This is a genomic window from Flavobacterium pasteuri (assembly GCF_048286615.1).
Classification (GTDB): Bacteria; Bacteroidota; Bacteroidia; order Flavobacteriales; family Flavobacteriaceae; genus Flavobacterium.
In genome coordinates this window covers 80,590-103,648 of record NZ_JBLVPN010000004.1, presented here as the reverse complement: position 1 = coordinate 103,648, position 23,059 = coordinate 80,590, and the positions used below count along the sequence as shown (strand labels likewise).

The window sequence follows — 23,059 nt, the reverse complement described above, 5'->3', positions numbered from 1 at the left end:
TAAAGATTATGCGTTTCCTTTTGCTTTTTTGATAACTGCTTCCGAAATATTAGAAGGCGTTTCAGAGTAGTGTGAAAATTCCATAGTAGATGTTGCTCTACCTGAAGATAGCGTTCTTAACGTAGTTACGTATCCAAACATTTCAGATAATGGCACATCTGCCTTAATTGTTTTAGCACCAGCTCTATCACCCATATCATTCACCTGACCTCTACGACGGTTAATATCACCTACGATATCTCCCATGTTTTCTTCTGGTGTTATCACTTCCATTTTCATGATTGGTTCTAATATAACAGCACCAGCTGCCTTAGCTACCTCTCTATACCCCATTCTTGCCGCAAGTTCAAAAGAAAGCGCATCAGAATCCACAGGGTGGAAAGATCCGTCTAATAAGGTTACTTTCAAACTATCTACTTGGTACCCTGCTAGAGGACCAGTCTTCATAGCTTCCCTAAAACCTTTTTCAACTGATGGAATATATTCTTTAGGAACGTTACCACCTTTTACTGCATTTACAAACTGCAATCCAACTGGAGCTTTACCGTCAACTTCATCCGCTGGCTCAAGTATAAATACGATATCACCGAATTTACCACGACCTCCAGATTGTTTTTTGTAAGTTTCTCTATGTTGTGCTTTCTTAGTAAAAGCTTCTTTATATTCAACTTGAGGCTCACCTTGGTTAACCTCAACTTTGAATTCACGTCTCATACGATCTACTAAGATATCTAAGTGAAGCTCACCCATACCAGAAATAATTGTTTGACCTGAAGCTTCATCAGTTCTAACTGTAAACGTCGGATCTTCTTCAGCTAATTTAGCCAAAGCCATACCCATTTTATCTACGTCAGCCTTAGTTTTAGGCTCAATAGCAATACCAATTACTGGTGCAGGAAATTTCATTGACTCAAGAATAATTGGGTGTTTTTCATCACACAATGTATCTCCTGTTTTGATATCTTTAAATCCAACTGCCGCCCCAATATCACCCGCTTCAATATAATCGATTGGATTTTGTTTGTTAGCGTGCATTTGGTAGATACGAGAAATTCTTTCTTTGTTTCCTGAACGGGTGTTCAAAACATAAGAACCAGCGTCTAAACGTCCTGAATAAGCACGGAAGAAAGCTAAACGACCTACGAATGGGTCTGTAGCAATTTTAAATGCTAAAGCTGCGAATGGCTCTTTAACATCTGGCTTACGCAAAATTTTAGTTTGATCTTCTTCTAATAATTCAGCATCATCAGGATGAATACCTTCGATACCTTCTTTATCCATTGGAGATGGCAAGTATTTACATACTGCATCTAACATGAATTGAACTCCTTTGTTTTTGAAAGACGAACCAGCAATCATAGGAATGATAGCCATATCCATTACAGCAGCTCTTAAAGCAGTATTGATTTCCTCTTCTGTAATAGAATCCGGATCTTCCATATACTTATCAAGCAAGTTCTCATCATAATCAGCAACTGCCTCAATAAGAATGTCTCTGTACTCTTTTACTTCGTCAATCATATCAGCAGGAATCTCAACAACTTCATAAGTCGCTCCCATTCCAGCATCATCCCAAACAATAGCTTGGTTTCTCACTAAATCCACAACACCTCTGAAATCATTTTCTTCACCAATTGGCAAAGTAATTGCAACAGCGTTTGATTTCAACATGTCTCTTACTTGTTGACATACCATCAAAAAGTTAGAACCCTGCCTATCCATTTTATTAACGAAACCAATGCGTGGTACTCTGTATTGATCAGCTAATCTCCAGTTAGTTTCTGATTGTGGCTCAACACCATCAACAGCACTAAACAAAAAAACCAAGCCATCAAGTACACGTAAGGAACGATTTACCTCGACTGTAAAATCAACGTGTCCTGGGGTATCGATAATGTTGAAGTGATAAGGCAACGTTTCAGGCAAAATTTTACCTTGAGTAGTTGGAAAATTCCATTCACAAGTTGTAGCAGCAGAAGTAATTGTGATACCTCTTTCTTGCTCTTGCGCCATCCAGTCCATTGTTGCAGCACCATCGTGTACTTCACCAATTTTGTGTGATTTTCCAGTATAGAATAATATACGCTCAGTTGTTGTTGTTTTACCAGCATCAATATGAGCAGCAATCCCTATGTTTCTTGTATATTTAAGTTCTCTAGCCATTTCTTAAGAATTAAAATCTAAAGTGGGAGAATGCTTTGTTAGCCTCTGCCATCTTGTGAGTATCCATTCTTTTCTTAACAGCAGCTCCTTCTTCTTTAGCGGCTGCTAAACATTCTGAAGCCAATCTCTGAGCCATTGATTTTTCGTTTCTTCTTCTTGAATAAAGAATTAACCATTTCATTGCCATAGAGATTTTTCTGTCTGGTCTAATTTGCATTGGAATTTGAAATGTAGCTCCACCTACTCTACGACTACGTACTTCTACGTGAGGCATAACGTTTGTTAAGGCATCTTTCCAAATTTCTAATGATGGTTTTTCTGCATCTTGCTTTTTAGTTTCTATAATGTCAATTGCATCATAAAAAACTTTAAAAGCTGTTGATTTCTTACCGTCCCACATTAAGTTGTTCACAAAACGTGTTACCAACTGGTCATTAAACCTTGGATCTGGTAAAAGTGGTCTTTTCTTTGCCGCTCTTTTTCTCATGTCTTTTTTTTAATAAAATGCTATACCCATAAAGCTGTAACGAATCACATCTCTAAAAGAAATAGCTTTTTAAATTACTTTTTTGCTTCTTTTGGGCGTTTAGCTCCGTACTTAGATCTTCTTTGCGTTCTTCCTGCTACTCCTGACGTATCAAGCGCACCACGAACGATGTGATATCTAACTCCTGGTAAATCTTTTACCCTTCCACCCCTAACTAATACTATCGAGTGCTCTTGTAAATTGTGTCCTTCACCAGGGATGTAAGCATTCACTTCATTACCATTTGTCAAACGTACACGCGCTACTTTACGCATTGCGGAGTTTGGTTTTTTTGGTGTTGTAGTGTAAACACGCGTACAAACCCCTCTTCTTTGAGGACAAGAATCTAAAGCAACCGATTTACTCTTCTTAGTTATCTGAGTTCTTCCTGTTCTTACTAATTGTTGAATTGTTGGCATAATTAATACTAAAAATTTCTTATTATATTAAATTCCCGCTTTTTACGGGGTTGCAAATGTAGAAAATATTTTTTACTCTACAAACGTTAATCTATTAATTTTCAAGAAGATTATTTTATCATTTGATTTTTATCCCAAACAATAGATATTTGCGTTACTTTTATCAAAAACACATACTCATTTGAAATCTTCTTTTGTTTTACTATTCCTCATCATCTTTTGCCTTAGTTCTTCTGCGCAAAATTTTCGATTATTAATAACCGGGAACAATTCATTAGAAACAAAAATCATAGACTCCCTAAAATACAATTCCGAGCACAAAAACACAAAATCAATTAATGAAGAGATAATCCGAGTTTCCGAAAAACTATCTGAAATAGGATACATAGACAATACTTCACTAGAATTAGCCAAAAGAAAAGACTCTAGTTATGTAGCTAATTTTACATTAGGTAAAAAAATAAAATTCATACATATATATATAGGTACAAATAAAATCCTAGACAACTTATCAGACCTAAGCAAAAAAGACACCTTAAAACTCGCCTACACAGAAATTAATTCTTTTCTAAAACAAACTGTCCAAAAATTAGAGCAAAACGGATTTGCATTAGCAAGACTAAAACTGATAAATATTAAAAGAATAGAAACCGAAATTTATGCTGATTTAAAACTAGAATCAGACGAAAAAAGAACTCTAAATTCCATCACAATAAATTATACAAAAAACAATGGAACAAATAAATTCCCGAGTGGACATTTAGTACAAATAAACAGAAAATACAAAAACAGCATTTTTAATCAAAAAATAGTAGACCAAATTTATAATGATTTTGAAAAATTTGGCTTTATTAGCCAAGTAAAATATCCAGAAATTCTATTCACAAAAGACACAACAAAAGTTTACGTATATCTTGAAAAAAGAAAATCCAATACTTTTGACGGCTTTATTGGGTTTTCAAACAATGAAAACAAAAGAACAACCCTAAATGGGTACTTAGACATAAAGCTAGAAAATATTTTAGGCTCGGGAGAACAATTATCTGTTTATTGGAAAAGTGACGGGAACGATCAAAAAACATTTAATGCCAGCATTGAACTTCCATATTTACAAAAGACGCCGTTAGGATTAAAAGCACAAATTCAATTATTCAGACAAGACAGCACTTTTCAAAACACAAAAACAGCAATTGATTTAAGCTATTTTACAAATTACAACAAACGCTTCTATTTAGGATACCAAACCACGGAATCAAGTGATATTCAAAACTCAACTGGCACCTCAATAAGCGATTTTAGTAATTCTTTTTTAACATCCAGTTTTAATTACACAAAACTAGACTTATCTAATTATACTTTTCAAATAAAATCATTTTTCTCCATAACTACCGGAATCGGAAAACGAGAAATCAAAAACAACTCAGAAAACGTTACCAAAAGCAATCAGTTTTTTATAAATATTCAAGCCTCCCATAACTTTAACTTGAATAAAAAGAACGTCATACATATCAATAGCCAGAATTATTATTTACAAAGCAATAGGTATATTGTAAATGAACTTTTTCGTTTTGGAGGATTCAACAGCGTAAGAGGCTTTACAGAAAACAGCTTACAAGCTTATTTCACTTCCTCAATTCTTACAGAATACAGACATACACTCTCACCAAATCTATACGTTCATTCCATACTAGATTACTGCATTTACAGGAACAATTCAAGCATTGAAAAGAAAGAAAATATCGAAAAACTACTAGGACTTGGACTTGGATTTGGACTACAAACAAAAAATGGCTTATTAAAATTTGCTATGGCAAATGGCACAAACCAAAACCAACAAATTGAATTTTATAACACAATTATCCACATCTGTTATAATGTTAAATTTTAATTTCATTAAAAAATAGAGATTTATATATTAGGAAAGTTAACAAATTATTAAGAAGTTTGCGAGACTAATTCAAAATATTAAAAAATGAAACTAAAGTTTAATGGATTCTTAGTACTATTATTAGTACTTGTGGCGCAAATTACCTTTGCGCAAGAAAGAGCTGTTTCAGGTGTTGTTTCTGATAATGCAGGAATGCCTTTACCAGGCGTGAGCGTATTAGTTAAAGGAACGCAAACTGGAACACAAACTGATTTTGATGGAAAATTTTCTATCAGAGCAACTCCAAGCCAAGTCTTGGTATTTAGCTACATTGGGATGAAAACCCAAGAAATGCAAGCTAGTACATCTAATTTAAATGTAAAACTGAAAGATGATTCAGTTGAACTTGAAGGAGTAGTAGTTACCGCCTTAGGTATCAAAAGAGAGAAAAAATCTTTAGGCTACGCTACACAGGAAGTTAAAGCAGAAGACTTAAATTCTGGTGCAGGAAGTGGAAACTTCATCAATGAACTTTCCGGAAAAGTTGCCGGTGTTAATATCAAAAGGAATAATAACTTTGGCGGATCGTCTAGTATTGTATCTAGAGGTGTAAAAAGTTTGACTGGTAGCAATGAAATGCTAATTGTTATTGACGGAATGCCAATCAACAACTCTTTAGTAACGGGTACTACAGGAAACCAAGCTGCTGGAGCAGGAGGAACATATGATTACGGTAATGCTGCAATGGACATCAATCCTGAAGACATCGAAAGTGTAAATATACTAAAAGGAGCAGCAGCTTCTGCATTATATGGTTACTTAGGTGGTAATGGAGTTGTAATGATTACAACTAAAAGAGGTAGAGCAAAAAAAGGATTAGGTATAACTGTCTCTTCTGAATTTGTTGGAAGTACTATAGACAAATCTACATTTGTAAAATACCAAGATAAATATGGAGCAGGTTATGGCCCTTTTTATGAAGATGCATCTGGATTTTTCTTATCAAGAGATATTAACGGAGATGGTGTTGAAGACTTAGTAGTTCCAACTTCAGAAGATGCTTCTTATGGGGCAGCATTTGACCCCAACTTAATGGTTTACAATTGGAATGCATTCACTCCTTGGTCTGACAGCTTCGGAAAAGCAACTCCTTGGGTAGCTGCTAAAAATGACCCAACTACCTTCTTCCAAACAGGTACATCGTTCAATAATTCTGTTTCGCTAGAAGATGGAAATGAAACTACTAATTTTGTATTGAATTACACCAATTCTAAACAAACAGGTATTCTTCCAAATAGTGATATGAAAAAAAACAGCATTAGTGCTAAAATTAATCACCAGTTTTCAGACAAATTATCAGCAAGTGTTTTTGCTAACTACAATTCTCAAAACACTGTAGGTAGGAATTCAACTGGATATAATGAAAACATCATGTCAATGTTCCGTCAATGGTGGCAAACCAACGTAGACGTTCAGGAATTGAAACAAGTTTACGAAAGATCTGGTGGACAGAACATCAACTGGAACTATTCTGATCCAAGTGATTTAACTCAAATTTACTGGGACAACCCTTATTTCATCAGAAATAAAAATTTCCAATCTGACGAAAGAAACCGTTTTATAGGTTACTCTAAATTAGATTATAAAATTGCTGATTGGTTAACTGCTACAGCAAAAATATCTACTGATTCTTATAGCGAATTACGTGAAGAAAGAAGAGCATTCGGTTCTATCGCTGGTGCATTTGGAATCAACAGATTAGACGAAACTTCTGGATACCAAAAATATCAAAGATCGTTTTCTGAACAAAATTATGATTTCATCTTAACATTTAAAAAAGACATCTCTGAAAGTATTAGTTTTAGTGGTATTGCTGGAGGAACAGCAGTTAGAACTAGAATTATTTCTACTTTAAACTCTACTCAAGGCGGTCTTATTGTTCCAGACTTGTTCAGTTTATCAAATTCTGTTCAACAAGTTCCTTTTCCTTTAGAAGCAGAAGCTAACCAAGGAATTAACAGTTATTATGGATCAGCATCTTTAGGATTTAAAGATTACTTTTTCGTAGATGCAACTGCAAGAAGAGATGCTTTTTCTAGCTTACCAGCAGGAAAGAATGCAATCTGGAGTTACTCTGCATCTGGAAGTTATGTTTTCACAAATCACATCAACCAACCATGGTTAAGTTTTGGTAAAATTAGAGCTGGATATTCTGAAAGCCCATTAGGTACTCCAGGACTATCTTTAGTAGATACTTATGTAAAGAATGACCCTTTTGGTTCTAATCAACAATATTCTGTTGCTGGTACAAAAAACAATCCAAACTTAGAAGCAGTAAAAACAAATACTCAAGAAATTGGTTTAGAAATGCAATTTTTAAACAGAAGAGTTGGATTTGAAGTAAGTGCATACAAAAACGTAAATAACGGAGAAGCTTTCCAAGTTCCTTTTTCTACTGCTACTGGTAATAGTTCAAGATACATTAACGCTGCAACTGTAGAAAATAGAGGTATCGAGGTTCAATTTAACGTTACACCTATTAAAACAAAAGATTTCGCTTGGGATGTTTTTGTAAACTGGTCTAAAAACAAAAATGAAGTTACTAAATTAGCTGAAGGAATTGAAAACTTAAGATTAAATCAGTTTGGACAAGGGGTAACTCTTAATGCTGCTGTAGGGCAGCCTTATGGTGTACTCAGAGGTACTGACTTTACTTACTTAAACGGCGAAAAGGTAGTTGGAGCAAATGGAAGGTATGTTGTTAATGCATCAGCAAATAATGTAATCGGTGATGTTAATCCAGATTGGTTAGGTGGTGTTCGTAACAAATTCACATACAAAAATTTATCTTTTGGATTCTTAATCGATATGAAAAAAGGTGGAGATATTTTCTCTCTTGACCAAGCATACGGTTTAGCAACTGGACTGTACGATGTTACTGCTGGACTTAATGAGTTAGGGAACCCAATTAGAAATACTATAGCTAATGGTGGTGGTGTTATCTTACCTGGTGTAAAAGCTGATGGCTCAGTAAATACTACAAGAACTCCAGCTCCTGACCAATACGGTAACGTATCAGGATATAGAAGAGCGCCGAGTAAAGCTTTCGTGTATGATGCTTCATTTATTAAATTAAGAGAAGTTAATATCACTTACTCTTTACCAACTACTTTAGTTTCAAGAATGAATCTTCAAGAAATGAAATTTAGTATAGTAGGTTCAAATTTATGGATAATCGACAAAAACCTTCCATATGCTGACCCAGAAAGTGGATTGAGTGCTAATGCTTCATCTGCAGGATATTCAGTAGGTTCTTTACCAACAACAAGAAATGTTGGTGTTAACGTAACATTTAAATTTTAAATTATGAAAAAAATAGTTTTATTAATCTCGTTTTTAGCGCTGAGCGTATCATGTACTGATGATATCACCGGGCTAAATACAGATACAAAAAATCCAACGTCTGCTAAACCCGAGTTTTTATTTACAAACGCTCAAAAAACTTTAGTTGATCAAATGGTAAACGCATCTGTAAACAGAAATGTTTTCAGAATGTTAGTGCAACAATGGACAGAAACTACCTATCCAGATGAAAGTCAGTACAACTTGACTACAAGACCTATTCCAGACACTCACTTTAACACTCTTTACAGAGATGTTCTTAGAGATTTCAAAGAATCTAATGTGTTACTAAACAAAGTTGTTACAGCTGGCGCAAGTGAAGCTGCAATTTTGGCTAACAAAAAAGCAATCATTGAAATTATGAATGCTTACACATTTAGTGTTTTAGTAGATAGTTTTGGTAATGTACCTTATTCTGAGGCATTAGACATCGAAGGACATCCACTACCTAAATACGATGATGCACAGACAATCTATAAAGACCTTATAACTAGATTAGCTGCAGCTCAAGGTGCACTAAATACTTCAGAAGCTAGTTTTGGTTCTGCTGACTTAATTTATAGTGGTAATGTTGCAAAGTGGAAAAAATTTGCAAATACTCTAAGGTTAAGACTTGCTGTAAACATGTCTGATGTAGATGCTGCTTACGCCTCTACTCAAGCTACTGCTGCTATCAATGCAGGAATTATGACAAGCAATAGTGATGATGCTAATTTGAATTATTTAGGAGCACAACCTAATACAAACCCATTATATGTGGATTTAGTTGCAAGTGGAAGAAAAGATTTTGTTATTGCTGATACCTTTGTTAACAAATTAGAAACTCTATCTGATCCTAGAAGAGCTAAATACTTCACTTTTGCGCCAGGCACTACTGTTTACAAGGGAGGAATATATGGTGCATCTAACAGTTACACAAACTTTTCAACTGTGAACAATACACTTCTAGCTCAAACTTTCCCAGGAACAATACTTGCATACAGTGAACAAGAATTTTTGCTAGCTGAAGCAGCTGCAAGAGGTATTGCAGCTGCAGGGGTCGCCGCAACTCATTACAACAATGGTGTTACAGCTTCTATGAACAGCTGGGGCGTAGCAACTGTAGACGCTACAGCTTATTTACTTGCAAATCCTTACAACGGAACTTCAACTGCTGCTTGGAAAAAAAGCATTGGAGAACAAGCATGGATTGCATTATACAATAGAGGTTTTGAAGCTTGGAATTCTTGGAGAAGACTAGATTTTCCAGCCTTGGTTGTTCCTGCAACGACTTACAACGATATAAAATCTGTTCCTACAAGATTAACTTATCCTGCAAGTGAAGCAACTGTTAATGCAACTAACGTTACTGCTGCTGCTGCTACAGTAACAGGTGGAGATAAATTAACATCTAAAATTTTCTGGGATAAATTTTAATTATCTCTAAATTTATATTAAAACCATCAGCTTAGGCTGATGGTTTTTTTTTTACACACATTTTACTTAGCTTTGCGTCATGGAAAAAGAACATCAAATATTTGGGATTAGAGCGATAATTGAAGCTATACAAGCGGGCGCAACTGTAGACAAAGTCTATATTCAAAAGGAAGCAAGCAGCGAACTGATGAAGGACTTAATGAAAGTAATGAAGCGTGGAAACATCAACTTTTCCTATGTTCCTGTTGAAAAGTTAAATAGATTAACACCTAATAATCATCAAGGTGCAGTAGCAACTATCTCTCCTATTTCCTTTTTTGACTTAGAATCTTTAATAGAATCGGTAATCGAAAATGGTAAAAAGCCATTGTTTTTAATATTAGATCAAATATCTGATGCGCGTAATTTTGGCGCTATCATCAGAACTGCGGAATGTACAGGCGTAAATGGAATCATTGTTCAAAAGGCAGGTTCAGCACCTGTTAATGGTGACACCGTCAAAACATCAGCCGGAGCAGTATTTAATATTCCAATTTGTAAAGTAGAACACATTAAAGATGCTATATTTCTTTTACAAGCAAGTGGAATTAAAACAGTTGCAGCTACTGAGAAAACAGATCAAAACATTTATGACATTTCATTAAACGAACCTGTAGCTATCATTATGGGATCGGAAGATAGAGGTGTAAACCCATCAGTACTTAAAATTGTTGATGAGAAGGCTAAACTTCCTATGTTTGGAACAATAGGCTCGTTAAATGTATCTGTCGCTTGTGGTGCTTTTTTATACGAAGCAGTAAGACAAAGAAGTTAAACCCATACCCGACCCTTCCAAAAGGGAAGGGAGGCTAGTAACAAAATAAAAAAATGAATCAAGACTCCGGTTTTGATTCATTTTTTTATTTTGTGACAATCTCATAAACTACTAGAAAACTGGGAATATAAAATGTTGACAATTCCTCTTGCTCTTCGTTCTCTTCAATTTTTGGGATATTTACAAAATTTCCATTAGCATCGAAACGCTGCATAAATTTATCCTCTGAAGGATCAAAATCAAGGCGTTCCCAATCATATTTAATGACTTTTTTATATTCAGGAGTTTTATAAACTAACGAAAGAAAAAAACCTGTGAGTAATCCTCCCAAATGTCCTTCCCAAGAAATAGATTTGTTTCCTGTAATTTCAGGACTTGGAAAAACATACCAAACCAAACCTCCATACACGACTATCACTGCAAGCGATAAAGCTACCAATCTATTGTATTTTGTTTGTATGCCTTTAAAAAAAACAAAACTAAAGAGAACATAAATCAATCCGCTTGCCCCTATGTGGTAATTATCTCTACCAATAACCCAAGTAATACATCCCGAAACTAAAATTCCGTATCCAATAACCTTTACCGATTGCTCTGCATAAAAAAATTGTAAAGCTGCCAATAAAATTAATAAAGGAACCGAATTATTATAAAGATGCTCCATATCAGCATGAATGAATGGACTAAAAAAAATACCTTGCAAACCTGAAAAAGTTCTAGGATAAATACCATTTTGCACAAAGTCAAAATCAAATCGAATTTCCAGCCAAAAAACAAACCACAGGAATACCACAAAAAAAAGTGGCAACCCAATAACTGAATTGGTAAATTTAAAATGCTTTTCCATGAATAGCGAGAAGTTTATATTCTAATTTTTAATTCAAAAACTTCTCCAAAAGCAATTTAATGCTATTTTGTCATATTTAAACTAAAAATGCTTTTTTATACGGATGCTTAGCCCAGATGGAAACGGCATCCTTTTATATCTCGTTTTTTCAACGAGATGTAAAAGATATAGTGTATCCCGAAGCTTCGGGAGAAATAGCTCCAAAAAAAAAACAGAAACTAAAACATGTTCAGTTTGAAATATAGTAATTTTACAAAATGGAAGCACCACTTGCAGAACGCATACGACCACAACAATTAGAAGACTACATCAGTCAATCCCACCTTGTAGGACCAAATGGTTCATTGACGCAACAAATCGCAAAAGGAATCATCCCTTCATTAATATTTTGGGGACCACCGGGAACTGGAAAAACTACATTGGCACAAATTATTGCGCAAGAATCTAAACGACCATTTTATATTTTGAGCGCCATCAATTCTGGTGTAAAAGATATTCGTGATGTGATTGAAAAAGCGAAGCAAAGCGGTGGTTTGTTTACCACTAAAAATCCTATTTTATTTATCGATGAGATTCACCGTTTTAGCAAATCTCAACAAGACTCTTTACTGGCTGCAGTAGAAAAAGGGTGGATTACACTTATCGGTGCCACTACAGAAAACCCTAGCTTTGAAGTGATTCCTGCATTACTTTCCCGCTGTCAAGTATATGTATTAAATGCTTTTACCAAAAAAGATTTAGAGTCTTTGTTAGAACGCGCTATGAGAACAGACAGCTATTTGTCTACTAAAAATATTATTTTAAGCGAAACAGAAGCGCTACTGAGACTTTCCGGTGGCGATGGACGAAAGCTATTAAACATATTTGAACTTGTCATAAATGCGTCCAATGAAGATGAAATTGTAATTACAAATGATCGTGTTTTTGCCTTGGTGCAACAAAATACCGTTTTGTATGACAAAACCGGCGAACAACATTATGACATAGTTTCTGCTTTTATCAAATCCATTCGAGGAAGTGATCCTAATGGAGCTGTATATTGGCTTGCCCGAATGATTGAAGGCGGAGAAGATGTAAAGTTTATAGCACGAAGAATGCTAATTCTAAGTAGTGAAGACATAGGAAATGCGAATCCTACGGCTTTTATTATGGCAAATAATACTTTTCAGGCAGTTGCTACTATAGGTTATCCTGAAAGTAGAATTATTTTGAGCCAATGCGCCGTTTATTTAGCGACTTCACCTAAAAGTAATGCTTCCTATTTAGCCATCGGAACGGCACAACAACTTGTAAAACAAACTGGAGATTTACCCGTTCCTATTCATTTACGCAATGCTCCAACAAAACTAATGAAAGAATTAGGCTATGGTGAAGAATACAAATACTCGCACGATTACACTAATAATTTTGCTGAACAGGAATTTTTACCGGAGGCTTTAAGCAAAACTCCAATCTATCTTCCGGGAAACAATTCCAGAGAAAACAGCATTAGAGAATTCCTTAAAAACCGTTGGAAAGATAAATACGGATATTAAATTTCATAAAAAAGGTCTTGATTTCTCAAGACCTTTTTTATGAAACTATTTTAGATAACAGCTTTCTGAAGTTTAAAACTTAACAGCTACTTTTTCAGAAATTAATTTATCGTTTTGATAATATTCAAAATACCACTGATTATCTTTTAGAATTAATGACCCTTGAACGGTGTCTTTCATTGCAATAAAGAAATTCGGTTGAGAGGTTTTGAATAACTTCAAAATCACCTTTGGTGTGCTATCTATCAATTGAAAACCTGTAGCCGTAGGCTGTGCATACAATAAATTAGAATCTCCAACTACAGTATTGACCACAACTGGCTCACTTACTACATTAGCAACTACAACTATAGGAGATGACATCGGCTTAACAATCTTTGTTTGCATCGAAGATTGGACTTTAGTTGTCGCACTTCCATTGTATTTATATTGCAAATCATAAACAGATTTAAATGCTTCGTTCAATGATTCAGTATAAGCAACCTGATATTCTTTTTCTTTACTTTTTCCAGTTATCGACTGGAAAATTATTTTTCCGTAACAATCTTTCAACGTTATAAAAAGTTTTGTTGTCAAAAAACCGTTTTCTTTAACCACATCAACATACAACAAACTACACCTGTCATTATACTCGGCCGGTATAGTTTCACTAGCATAAAATGAAACCAATCCTGCTTTATTTAAATTAAACTTCGTTAATGTATTCAACCGAAATTGGTTCTCACCTTTGAGAAAATCATATTTTAAAGGAACAATTACAGCTTTGTAATCGTTTACAGACTGGGAATAGGAATAACTAACGACCAATAATAACAATAATAGAAATTGCTTTTTCATATTTATAAATATTTTTTAAGTTCTAATAAATGATTAATTTGTTTAATATGATCTTCGACATGCATTTTACTTTCATTAAAAAAAATAGCATCTAATCCAGCGTCGAGCGCACCTAATACATCTGCATCTAAGCTATCCCCTATCATAATGCTGTTTTCTTTTTTGGCTTTGGCCAAATCTAAGGCATAATCAAAAATAATAGGATTTGGCTTTTTCACTCCAGCCATTTCAGAATTTGTGACAGTTTGAAAATAACTCCCAATATTAGAATTATTTATTTTTTTGTACTGAACCTCAGCAAATCCATTTGTAATTATATGAAGATTATATTTTTGATTCAAATACTCTAAAACCTCAAAAGTTCCATCAAAAAGATGATTGTTTTCGGGTAAAAAACGAATATAATCATTCGCAATAGTGTCAATTTCTTCATCAGAAATCGAATAATCAAGTGCATCAAAAGAATACTTCAGTCTATTGTAACGCAATTCTGCATGCGTAATTTTATCATATTGATATAGCTTCCAACATTCTTGGTTTATAGGCACATATTTTTCAATAAAAACTTTGGTTTCAATTGCGGGATGATTTTTATTAAAAATAGTCTCAAATGTCAACTCTGAATTTTTATCAAAATCCCAAAGCGTATGATCTAAATCAAAGAAAACATCAGTTATTATAGTATGTTTCATTTTATGTTTTAAAATATTCCTTCATCAGCAAAACTAAAATAGTTTTTTTCAGTAACAATCAAATGATCTAGTACTTTTATTTCTAAACTATCGCCTGCTAATTTTAATTTTCTTGTAATATGTTTGTCTGCATCACTTGGAATAAGAGTTCCCGATGGATGATTGTGGCACAAGATTAATCCGGTCGCGCCCATTTCAAGCGCTGTTTTAAAAACGATGCGTACATCTACTAATGTTCCGGTAATACCGCCTTTACTCAACTGGGATTTCGAAATAATTTTATTCGAATTATTCAAATAAATTATCCAAAATTCCTCGTGTGGCAATTCACCAATAATAGGTTGCATGATTTCGAAAATTATCTTACTGGAAGTCACTTTCTTTAATTCCACTGCATCCTCCGCCCTTCTTCGTCTTCCTAATTCTAGAGCCGCTATAATCGAAATGGCTTTCGCTTCACCAATTCCTTTGAAATTCATTAGTTGTGAAATACATAATTTTCCTAATGCATTCAAATTATTGTCTACACTTGCTAAAATTCTTTTACTCAAATCAACAGCCGATTCATTTCTACTTCCTGATCCAATCAAAATGGCAATCAATTCTGCGTCACTTAAAACACTTTTGCCTTTCAGCATTAGTTTTTCTCGTGGCTTATCATCTTCGGACCAATTTGTTATAGGAAAAAAGGATTTTTCAGCCATTCATTTGATATTTAAATTTGTTTTCGCATGCAAATACTATTTTCTAAACCCACATAAGGTTCGTAATTCTCAACAATACTATATCCTGTTTTTTGATATAAAGCAATGGCTTCTTTTTGTTTGTATAATGTTTCCAAAACAGAAAATGAATATCCTAAATCATGAGCCCAAAGTTCTAGCTCACGTAAAATATTTTGAGCTAAACCCATTCCTCTGGCTTCAGGAGAAACAAACATACGCTTTATTTCAATTGTATCCTTATCGTATTTTTTAAAACAACCACATGCTACAGGATTGTTTTCCAAATAAATAACAACAACATTTGGATTTAATTCAATAATATTATTACCCCAATAATCTGTTTTCAATTCCGGATAACGCTCCCACAAACTTTTATCTAATGCGCCAATGAGATTTATAAAATCTGGATTTTCACTTGTAGTTTTAGAAATTCTTATAGTATCACTCATATCACTTTTACTTTATCAATTCCTTTACCTCATCAAAGTTTAATCCGCCATAATTACCGGAACTCATCAACAACAAAGCAGAATTTTCAAGATTTAAATTAAATAAATAGTCTTTGAAATCTTTTGGATTCGTATAAATAATTAAATCTTCACGATTAAAAGATTTTGCAATTTGGTCGTATGTAACTTCTTCAAGCTGTTTAATTTTTACAGCGTCAGGGGAATAGAAAACTACTGCTTTATCCGCATATTCTAATGCACCTTCATATTCTTTTAGAAACTCCGCATTCAAACTGCTGTACGTATGCAATTCTAGACAAGCCACCAAAGTTCTGTTTGGATATTGCTCTTTAACCGCTTTAGTAGTTGCGGCAACTTTACTTGGTGAATGCGCAAAATCCTTATAGGCAACTTTTGTTTTGCTTTCGGCAATTTTTTCCAATCGTTTTGATGCGCCTTTAAAACTGGCAATGGCTTCATAAAAATCAGCTTCATCGACTCCCATGTTTTGGCAAATCCATTTGGCTCCAGCCAAATTATTAAGATTATGCGCTCCAAAAACTTCAATTGGCATATCGCCTTCTGGAGTTTCTAGAAGTGTCACACCATCATTAACAGAATATTTTGGAGTATTATATGCTAATTTACGAATTGGGTTCGTAGCGGCTTCGGACACACGTTTTACTTCAGCATCATCTTCATTGTAAACGAGAATTCCACCATTAGTAATTTTGCCAATAAAAATTTCGAACTGTTCTACGTAGTTTTCATACGTTGGAAAAACATTAATATGATCCCAGGCAATTCCTGAAATTAAGGCAATATTCGGTTGGTACAAATGAAATTTAGGTCTGCGATCAATTGGCGAAGACAAATATTCATCCCCTTCCAAGACGATAAAGTCATTCTCCTCTGTAAGATGCACCATTGTATCAAAACCTTCCAGTTGTGCGCCAACCATGTAATCTACAGCAATGTCATGGTAATGCATTACATGTAAAATCATTGAAGTTATCGTCGTTTTCCCATGAGAACCACCTATAACAACACGCGTTTTATTTTTGGATTGTTCGTAAAGAAATTCAGGATAAGAGTATATTTTTAGTCCTAATTCTTGTGCTTTTAGTAATTCAGGATTATCTGCTTTTGCATGCATTCCAAGAATTACAGCTTCGATAGCTGATGTTATTTTTTCTGGAAACCAGCCTAATTCTGGAGGCAAAATTCCTTTTTTATCTAATCTAGATTTTGATGGTTCAAAAATCGCATCGTCACTTCCCGTAACTTGATATCCTTTGTTGTGCAGTGCTAAAGCCAGATTGTGCATGGCGCTTCCTCCGATAGCTATAAAATGTGTACGCATTCTAATTTTGGTTTATGGATTTTGGATTCAGGATAAGTTATAATCGGTCCTGAGTTTTTTTATTATATATTTCTAATACTGTTTTTGCTTTTTCAGGCTCTCTCATCTTAGTCTTATACAAGTTAGCTAACTTTTGATAACTTGTTTTAGAACCTCCTACACTTATCGCTTTTTTATATTGTTGTTCAGCGTTAGCATATCGGTTAAAATATTCCTCAATATGTCCTCTTGACAAATAACCGTCAACAGGTGATAATCGCAATAATTCATTGGAGTATTTTATAGCTTTAGACTCGCTACCACCTACAATTCCAGGTAACTGAATGTATATTTCAATCAATGCCCAACGCGACTCAATGTGTTTTGGATTCAGGCTGATGGCTTTTTCAAAGGAAGCCTTAACATCATCAATCATCCCAAGCGCTTTGAATTTATTTGATTCTTTGGCTTTCATTCCTAATGCTCCACCATATTTATAATGATAATCCGCTTCAGATGGTTTCAGCAATTTGAGTTTTTTATAATACCCAATCGCTTTATCCCATGATTTATAATGACCTGCAATATCTCCCAAATATTCAATTGTTTTTAAATCAGATGGACTGGACTTTAAAATAGATTCAAAGACCAACTCGGCTTGATCCATTTTATTGGCCTTATATAGTTTTTCAGCTTTATCAAAATCAGATTGACCCCACATCACAACTGGTAGAAATACAAATAAATAAAAAATATGTTTCATTCTTCAAAAATAGGGAAATTTTGAAGTATTAAACAGATTTTTTTATTCATAAAAAAGTAAACAAACAAAATAATACTGAGAGAAATAATAATAAACAAGAAACAGTATCATAACATAGAGTGATTAATTTGGCCAAAACAAATTATGAAAAGAAAGATAAAAATTCCTTTAGTTGTATTTAGCGATGTACACTTAGGAACATACGGTTGTCAAGCTAAAGAATTACTGCTATATTTTAGTCAATTCAATCAAAAATGCCGGTTTTAAATGGGGATACTATCGATATGTGGAGTTTTAGCAAAAGCTATTTTCCAGAATCACACATGAATGTATTAAGACAAATCATAAAAATGTCAAATCAAAAAATCCGTTTTATTTACATTATCGGAAATCATGGGAGCAACGAAGACAAAATCATCAATAATATTGTTATCAAAATCTTATCCTAGCTATTTTATAAATGCCCTCTTTCTAAATAAATCACATGAAAATATTTTATGCCATTCAGGCAACGGGTAACGGTCACATCAGCAGAGCGATACAATTATATCCTTATCTGCAAAAATTTGGTGAAGTTGATTTTTTTATGAGTGGTAACAATGCCAGTCTGGAGGTAAATTTGCCAATAAAATTCAAAAGCGAAGGTTGCAGCCTGCATTATAGTAAATGTGGCGGTTTGAATTACTGGGATATTGCCAAAAACATCAAACCAAAACAAATATATAAAGACGCGAATTCTTTACCGCTTAAAAACTACGACGTGGTCATCAATGATTTTGATTCGATTACTTCTTTGGCTTGCAAATTACAAAAGGTACATTCAATACAATTTGGACATCAGGCAAGTTTTATATCCCCTTTGACTCCAAGACCTGAAAAAAAGAGCATTATGGGAGAAATGATTCTGAAACATTATGCGCCCTCTCCACAATATATTGGATTGCATTTTGACAAATACGACTCCTTTATACTTCCTCCAATTATTAAAGATGAAATCATAAATGCCGTACCAAAAAACAAAGGCCATATTACCGTTTATCTACCTTCTTTTCAAAAGGATTGTTTAGAAAAAGCATTCAACAAACTTCCAAACTTCCATTTTCATTGGTTTTTGAATGATGTGCAAACCAAACATACGATAAAAAACGTTACTTATTTCCCCGTTAATCAAGAGTACTTCAATAAAAGTCTCATCAATTGTGAAGGAATTATTACCGGTGGAGGGTTTGAAACGCCTGCCGAGGCATTGTATTTAGAAAAAAAAATACTTTCGATTCCCATTCGGAAGCATTATGAACAAGAATGCAATGCAGCAGCGCTCAAAAAAATGGGCGTTCCTATTCTTTATGATGTTGGAGATGATTTTTATTTAATAATAGGGAATTGGCTTGATTCCGCTATAAAATACCCGAAGGTACAAGCCAATAACATCCCTGAAACCTTGCAATTTTTATTTGACACTTATAACAGCAAACAACACCTATAAAAACAAAAAAAAGGCGCTCTTTTCAGAACACCTGTTTGTATAAAAATTTAAAATGTTAATCATTCAACATTTTCCATAATTTATCTTTCAACTCTGTTAGTCCTTGTTGAGCTACAGAAGAAATAAACATATAAGGAATGTCTTTGAAGGCTACGTCTAATTCTGTTTTTAATTCTGCTTTTAACTCATCATCCAGCATATCGCATTTAGAAATTACTAACAAACGCTCTTTATCCAGCATTTCAGGATTGTATTTTGTCAATTCGTTTACCAAAATATCGTATTCTGCTTTAATATCCGGAGTATCCACTGGAACTAAGAATAACAAAGTCGAATTACGCTCAATATGACGTAAGAAATAATGTCCAAGACCTTTTCCTTCGGCAGCACCTTCAATAATTCCAGGAATATCAGCAATTACAAAAGATTGAAAATCTCTGTAGGCTACAATTCCAAGATTTGGTTTTAAGGTTGTAAACGGATAATCCGCAATTTTTGGTTTAGCGGATGTTAGTACCGATAATAGTGTTGATTTTCCTGCATTTGGAAAACCTACCAAACCTACATCAGCAAGTACTTTTAATTCTAAAATCACATCCATTTCCACTCCAGGCAAACCCGGCTGAGAATATCTAGGTGTTTGATTGGTCGAGCTTCTAAAATGCCAGTTTCCTAAACCACCTTTCCCACCACGAGAAAGTATTTGCTTTTCACCATCTTCAGTAATTTCAAATAATATTTCTCCAGTTTCTTTATCTTTTACAACCGTTCCTAATGGAACTTCAATGAATTTATCATCTCCATCAGCACCTGTACTTCTGTCACCACTACCATCTCCACCATTACCAGCTTTGATGTGACGTGCAAATTTAAGGTGAAATAATGTCCAAAGACCTTTGTTTCCTACAAGATAAACATGTCCTCCACGACCTCCATCTCCTCCATCTGGCCCACCTTTTTCAATAAACTTTTCTCTATGCAAATGCGTAGATCCTTTTCCTCCTTTACCGGATGAAACATATATTTTAACGTAATCTACAAAATTCCCTTCAGTCATTTTTTCTAATATTCAATGTTCAGCTTTAATATTTAGTACTCATTTTGAGCAATTTAATCCTAAGCTATTTAATTTTTTAATGCCTTTACCATCACTTTATCAATCTTCACACCATCCATATCGATAACTTCTAGCTCAAATTTTTGCCAAACTAATTTCTCCCCTTGTTTAGGAATATGAGAGAGTTCAGTCATTATTAATCCACTCACTGTGGTTACTTCATAATCATTGATTAATTCATCTAATTCAAAGTAGGTCAAGAAATCATGCAACGAATAATGCCCATCAACCAACCAGCTTCCGTCTTCTCTTTCAATCAACTGAAAATCATCTTTATAAAAATCAGAAGCATCACCAACCAATGCTTCCAAAATATCATTCAAAGTAATTACTCCCTGAAAAACACCATATTCATCGGACACAAAAGCATAATGTATTCCTGACTTTTTAAAATTTTCTAAAGCGACATAAGCCGTCGTTTGTTCCATCATGAAAGGTGCTTCGGTCATGATAGCTGACAAATTGAAGTTTTCATTTTCAAAATGGGCGAAAATATTTTTCAGGTTAACGACTCCAACTATATCGTCATAGTTCTCACCATAAACTGGATAAATAGAATGCAATTCTTTGAGCATAAATTCCTTAACCTGCTCTTTATCAGAATGAAAAGGTAAAAAAACTACTGACTTCCTGTGAGTCATCAATGAATTTATTTTTCTGTCTCCAATATGGAAAACGCGCTCCACAATATCTTGTTCTATTTCCTGAACTTCACCACCTTCAGTTCCTTCTTTAATTATCGCTTTTATTTCCTCTTCGGTTACTTTACCGTCAGCGGTAGGCTTTATTTGTAAAATATCCAATAAAAAATCAGTAGAATGCGTTAACAACCAAATAAATGGCGCAGTCACAATTGAAACTATTTTCATCGGTAACGCAACGGCTTTTGCAATTGCTTCCGGGTGGTTTAGTCCAATTCTTTTTGGTAATAATTCCCCTAGAACAAGAGAGAAAAAAGTCAAAGTAACAACAACTATACCTACAGCAACAGGATGCGCGTAAGGTACCAAAGCTTCAAATCCTTTTATAAAAGTTTCAACATCTTTTGTTATTTTGTCTCCACTATAGATACCGGTAAGAATTCCTATCAAGGTAATTCCTATTTGCACGGTTGATAAAAACTTATTAGGTGAATTTGCCAAATCTAAAGCGATTTTAGCGCTCTTATTTCCTTTTTTCGCTGCAGTTTCTAGTCTATTTTTTCGTGCTGAAATCAATGCGATTTCCGACATCGAGAAAACCCCATTTAGCAGTATTAGAAAAAATATTATTACTATTTCCAATTTCTTAATTGATTCGTTTATATCTTAAAATATGATTTCTAATTTTTTGAAATCGGTTTTTTGTATGCGTAATAGTGTAGCCCAGATGGAAGTGAAAAGCCCGGAGGTAAAAAAACTATTTTTCTTGTCCTAAAAGAGCGACCAAAGGAAGCTCCTTTTATGACTTAGAAAAATGTTATTTTTAGCGAGGACTTGTAACGTACAGCTGGAATTGCTCCTATAAATTGTCAATAACGTTACTTACTCTTTCGGTAATTTCTGCAATAGAACCAATTCCATTTACGGCGAAAAATTTCCCTTGCTCCTCGTAATAACTCATCAAAGGCGCTGTTTTTTCATTGTATTCCTGGTAGCGATTTCTGATTTTTTCTTCATCTTGATCATCAATTCTACCACTTGTTTTCCCTCTTTCCAAGAGACGTTTTACCAGAATCTCATCATCGGCTTCGAGCGCAATTGTTGCAGCAACATTTGAACCAATTGAGGTAAGAAATGCGTCTAAAGCTTCGGCTTGTGAAATTGTTCTTGGATATCCATCAAACAAAATCCCATTAGTGTCCGGGTGTTTATTTACCTCATCAATCAGCATTTTTGTAGTCAATTCATCTGGAACTAAATCTCCAGCATCCATAAATACTCTTGCTTGTTTGCCTAGTTCTGTATCGTTTTTTAAATTAAAACGAAATACATCTCCAGTTGATATATGTGTTAATTTGTATTTTTCTTTCAAAAACTCTGCTTGAGTTCCTTTACCAGCTCCTGGTTTTCCAAATAAAACAATGTTAGTCATGTTGTTGTGTCGTTATTCTTTTAGTTTATATACTTCGGGTAAATTTCTTCCTAATCCATCGTAGTCTAAGCCAAAACCTACAATAAATTTATTTGGAATTCTAATTCCAATATAATCTATTTTAATGTCTTTTGTATACGCTTCTGGTTTAAAAAAAAGTGTTGCTATTTTAAAATGTTTTACATTTTGCTTTTTGAATAATTCTTTCAGTTCTACTAATGTATTTCCGGTGTCAACTATATCTTCGATTATGACAACAGAACGTCCAGTCAAATCCTGATTTATACCTATTAATTGTTTCACTTCGTTAGTAGAAGAAGTACCTTCGTATGATGCCATTTTGATAAAAGACACTTCACATGGTTTTTTATATTGTTTCATAAAATCAGAAACAACCATAAAAGCTCCATTTAACACCCCTACAAATACTGGCGTTTCATCAGCAAAATCAGCTTCTACTTGCGCAACCATTTTAGCGATGGCAAAATCAATTTCTTTGGCAGAAATAAACGGAACAAATTGTTTATCGTGAAGTTGTATCATTATTTTCGTGTTTAAAATAATGGGCAAAGATACAGAATTCGGA

General features: G+C 34.2%; 21 protein-coding genes. 7 read left to right on the top strand and 14 right to left on the bottom strand.

Features of this window, described 5'->3' with window-relative positions; all coding sequences use genetic code 11:
* Positions 1–6 precede the first annotated feature (6 nt).
* The 3 genes from fusA to rpsL all read right to left on the bottom strand — a co-directional run bounded on the left by fusA (position 7) and on the right by rpsL (position 3,108).
* The gene (fusA, locus tag ACNQF6_RS07370) at positions 7–2,163 is read right to left on the bottom strand and encodes an elongation factor G (RefSeq protein WP_417964650.1); all 2,157 of its coding nucleotides are present in this window, start codon (positions 2,161–2,163) and stop codon (positions 7–9) included.
* 10 nt (positions 2,164–2,173) lie between these two features.
* Entirely contained in the window at positions 2,174–2,650 is a 477-nt protein-coding gene (gene rpsG / locus ACNQF6_RS07365) for a 30S ribosomal protein S7 (protein ID WP_143391055.1), read from the bottom strand.
* 74 nt (positions 2,651–2,724) lie between these two features.
* Positions 2,725–3,108 (bottom strand): 30S ribosomal protein S12, encoded by a 384-nt coding sequence (gene rpsL, locus ACNQF6_RS07360; protein WP_007136570.1) that lies wholly within the window; start codon positions 3,106–3,108, stop codon positions 2,725–2,727.
* Positions 3,109–3,289: 181 nt separating this feature from the next.
* On the opposite strand from rpsL, the gene ACNQF6_RS07355 reads away from it, so the two are divergent.
* From ACNQF6_RS07355 to rlmB, 4 genes are all read left to right on the top strand, one after another.
* Positions 3,290–4,996, top strand: a complete 1,707-nt coding sequence (locus ACNQF6_RS07355; RefSeq protein WP_417964648.1) for a BamA/TamA family outer membrane protein — start codon at positions 3,290–3,292, stop codon at positions 4,994–4,996.
* A gap of 84 nt (positions 4,997–5,080) precedes the next feature.
* A complete protein-coding gene (locus tag ACNQF6_RS07350) occupies positions 5,081–8,338 on the top strand; it encodes a SusC/RagA family TonB-linked outer membrane protein (RefSeq protein WP_417964646.1) in 3,258 nt (1,085 codons plus the stop codon).
* A 3-nt stretch (positions 8,339–8,341) separates the two neighbouring features.
* Positions 8,342–9,793, top strand: coding sequence for a SusD/RagB family nutrient-binding outer membrane lipoprotein (locus ACNQF6_RS07345; RefSeq protein WP_417964645.1), 1,452 nt, complete (start codon positions 8,342–8,344; stop codon positions 9,791–9,793).
* A 79-nt stretch (positions 9,794–9,872) separates the two neighbouring features.
* Entirely contained in the window at positions 9,873–10,607 is a 735-nt protein-coding gene (gene rlmB / locus ACNQF6_RS07340) for a 23S rRNA (guanosine(2251)-2'-O)-methyltransferase RlmB (protein ID WP_035668140.1), read from the top strand.
* An 85-nt stretch (positions 10,608–10,692) separates the two neighbouring features.
* Here rlmB and ACNQF6_RS07335 read toward each other — a convergent pair whose 3' ends face one another.
* Complete coding sequence (locus tag ACNQF6_RS07335; RefSeq protein WP_417964643.1) at positions 10,693–11,454, bottom strand: rhomboid family intramembrane serine protease; 762 nt, start codon at positions 11,452–11,454, stop codon at positions 10,693–10,695.
* A 257-nt stretch (positions 11,455–11,711) separates the two neighbouring features.
* Between ACNQF6_RS07335 and ACNQF6_RS07330 the strand changes: the two genes are divergently transcribed.
* The gene (locus ACNQF6_RS07330) at positions 11,712–12,989 is read left to right on the top strand and encodes a replication-associated recombination protein A (RefSeq protein WP_417964641.1); all 1,278 of its coding nucleotides are present in this window, start codon (positions 11,712–11,714) and stop codon (positions 12,987–12,989) included.
* 72 nt (positions 12,990–13,061) lie between these two features.
* Here the strand turns inward: ACNQF6_RS07330 and ACNQF6_RS07325 are convergent, their stop codons facing one another.
* From ACNQF6_RS07325 to ACNQF6_RS07300, 6 genes are read right to left on the bottom strand one after another with little or no spacing between them, the layout of a single operon-like run.
* Complete coding sequence (locus ACNQF6_RS07325) at positions 13,062–13,826, bottom strand: hypothetical protein (RefSeq protein WP_417964639.1); 765 nt, start codon at positions 13,824–13,826, stop codon at positions 13,062–13,064.
* A gap of 2 nt (positions 13,827–13,828) precedes the next feature.
* Positions 13,829–14,518, bottom strand: a complete 690-nt coding sequence (locus tag ACNQF6_RS07320; RefSeq protein ID WP_417964637.1) for a YjjG family noncanonical pyrimidine nucleotidase — start codon at positions 14,516–14,518, stop codon at positions 13,829–13,831.
* An 8-nt stretch (positions 14,519–14,526) separates the two neighbouring features.
* Positions 14,527–15,222, bottom strand: coding sequence for a RadC family protein (radC, locus tag ACNQF6_RS07315; RefSeq protein ID WP_417964635.1), 696 nt, complete (start codon positions 15,220–15,222; stop codon positions 14,527–14,529).
* Positions 15,223–15,233: 11 nt separating this feature from the next.
* Positions 15,234–15,692, bottom strand: a complete 459-nt coding sequence (locus tag ACNQF6_RS07310) for a GNAT family N-acetyltransferase (protein WP_417964633.1) — start codon at positions 15,690–15,692, stop codon at positions 15,234–15,236.
* 7 nt (positions 15,693–15,699) lie between these two features.
* Complete coding sequence (locus ACNQF6_RS07305) at positions 15,700–17,055, bottom strand: UDP-N-acetylmuramate--L-alanine ligase (RefSeq protein WP_417964631.1); 1,356 nt, start codon at positions 17,053–17,055, stop codon at positions 15,700–15,702.
* Positions 17,056–17,092: 37 nt separating this feature from the next.
* A complete protein-coding gene (locus ACNQF6_RS07300; protein WP_417964629.1) occupies positions 17,093–17,797 on the bottom strand; it encodes a tetratricopeptide repeat protein in 705 nt (234 codons plus the stop codon).
* Positions 17,798–18,051: 254 nt separating this feature from the next.
* Here ACNQF6_RS07300 and ACNQF6_RS07295 point away from each other — a divergent pair, with 254 nt between their 5' ends.
* The gene (locus ACNQF6_RS07295; protein ID WP_417964627.1) at positions 18,052–18,246 is read left to right on the top strand and encodes a hypothetical protein; all 195 of its coding nucleotides are present in this window, start codon (positions 18,052–18,054) and stop codon (positions 18,244–18,246) included.
* 35 nt (positions 18,247–18,281) lie between these two features.
* Positions 18,282–19,283, top strand: a complete 1,002-nt coding sequence (locus ACNQF6_RS07290) for a glycosyltransferase family protein (RefSeq protein WP_417964625.1) — start codon at positions 18,282–18,284, stop codon at positions 19,281–19,283.
* Positions 19,284–19,338: 55 nt separating this feature from the next.
* Here ACNQF6_RS07290 and obgE read toward each other — a convergent pair whose 3' ends face one another.
* The 4 genes from obgE to hpt all read right to left on the bottom strand — a co-directional run bounded on the left by obgE (position 19,339) and on the right by hpt (position 23,016).
* Complete coding sequence (obgE, locus tag ACNQF6_RS07285; RefSeq protein ID WP_309756124.1) at positions 19,339–20,340, bottom strand: GTPase ObgE; 1,002 nt, start codon at positions 20,338–20,340, stop codon at positions 19,339–19,341.
* 68 nt (positions 20,341–20,408) lie between these two features.
* A complete protein-coding gene (locus tag ACNQF6_RS07280) occupies positions 20,409–21,683 on the bottom strand; it encodes a hemolysin family protein (protein WP_417964623.1) in 1,275 nt (424 codons plus the stop codon).
* A gap of 217 nt (positions 21,684–21,900) precedes the next feature.
* Complete coding sequence (locus ACNQF6_RS07275) at positions 21,901–22,473, bottom strand: adenylate kinase (RefSeq protein WP_417964621.1); 573 nt, start codon at positions 22,471–22,473, stop codon at positions 21,901–21,903.
* 12 nt (positions 22,474–22,485) lie between these two features.
* Positions 22,486–23,016, bottom strand: coding sequence for a hypoxanthine phosphoribosyltransferase (hpt, locus tag ACNQF6_RS07270; RefSeq protein ID WP_417964619.1), 531 nt, complete (start codon positions 23,014–23,016; stop codon positions 22,486–22,488).
* Positions 23,017–23,059 lie beyond the last annotated feature (43 nt).

What these genes read in the sequence shown, in the direction of transcription:
- obgE (WP_309756124.1), bottom strand. Translation starts at nt 20,340, where the DNA reads ATGACTGAAGGGAATTTTGTAGATTACGTTAAAATATATGTTTCATCC.
- ACNQF6_RS07330 (WP_417964641.1), top strand. Translation starts at nt 11,712, where the DNA reads ATGGAAGCACCACTTGCAGAACGCATACGACCACAACAATTAGAAGAC.
- ACNQF6_RS07350 (WP_417964646.1), top strand. Translation starts at nt 5,081, where the DNA reads ATGAAACTAAAGTTTAATGGATTCTTAGTACTATTATTAGTACTTGTG.
- rpsG (WP_143391055.1), bottom strand. Translation starts at nt 2,650, where the DNA reads ATGAGAAAAAGAGCGGCAAAGAAAAGACCACTTTTACCAGATCCAAGG.
- ACNQF6_RS07320 (WP_417964637.1), bottom strand. Translation starts at nt 14,518, where the DNA reads ATGAAACATACTATAATAACTGATGTTTTCTTTGATTTAGATCATACG.
- fusA (WP_417964650.1), bottom strand. Translation starts at nt 2,163, where the DNA reads ATGGCTAGAGAACTTAAATATACAAGAAACATAGGGATTGCTGCTCAT.
- ACNQF6_RS07275 (WP_417964621.1), bottom strand. Translation starts at nt 22,473, where the DNA reads ATGACTAACATTGTTTTATTTGGAAAACCAGGAGCTGGTAAAGGAACT.
- ACNQF6_RS07345 (WP_417964645.1), top strand. Translation starts at nt 8,342, where the DNA reads ATGAAAAAAATAGTTTTATTAATCTCGTTTTTAGCGCTGAGCGTATCA.
- ACNQF6_RS07295 (WP_417964627.1), top strand. Translation starts at nt 18,052, where the DNA reads ATGCCGGTTTTAAATGGGGATACTATCGATATGTGGAGTTTTAGCAAA.
- ACNQF6_RS07305 (WP_417964631.1), bottom strand. Translation starts at nt 17,055, where the DNA reads ATGCGTACACATTTTATAGCTATCGGAGGAAGCGCCATGCACAATCTG.
- ACNQF6_RS07335 (WP_417964643.1), bottom strand. Translation starts at nt 11,454, where the DNA reads ATGGAAAAGCATTTTAAATTTACCAATTCAGTTATTGGGTTGCCACTT.
- ACNQF6_RS07290 (WP_417964625.1), top strand. Translation starts at nt 18,282, where the DNA reads ATGAAAATATTTTATGCCATTCAGGCAACGGGTAACGGTCACATCAGC.
- hpt (WP_417964619.1), bottom strand. Translation starts at nt 23,016, where the DNA reads ATGATACAACTTCACGATAAACAATTTGTTCCGTTTATTTCTGCCAAA.
- ACNQF6_RS07310 (WP_417964633.1), bottom strand. Translation starts at nt 15,692, where the DNA reads ATGAGTGATACTATAAGAATTTCTAAAACTACAAGTGAAAATCCAGAT.
- rlmB (WP_035668140.1), top strand. Translation starts at nt 9,873, where the DNA reads ATGGAAAAAGAACATCAAATATTTGGGATTAGAGCGATAATTGAAGCT.
- rpsL (WP_007136570.1), bottom strand. Translation starts at nt 3,108, where the DNA reads ATGCCAACAATTCAACAATTAGTAAGAACAGGAAGAACTCAGATAACT.
- ACNQF6_RS07325 (WP_417964639.1), bottom strand. Translation starts at nt 13,826, where the DNA reads ATGAAAAAGCAATTTCTATTATTGTTATTATTGGTCGTTAGTTATTCC.
- radC (WP_417964635.1), bottom strand. Translation starts at nt 15,222, where the DNA reads ATGGCTGAAAAATCCTTTTTTCCTATAACAAATTGGTCCGAAGATGAT.
- ACNQF6_RS07300 (WP_417964629.1), bottom strand. Translation starts at nt 17,797, where the DNA reads ATGAAACATATTTTTTATTTATTTGTATTTCTACCAGTTGTGATGTGG.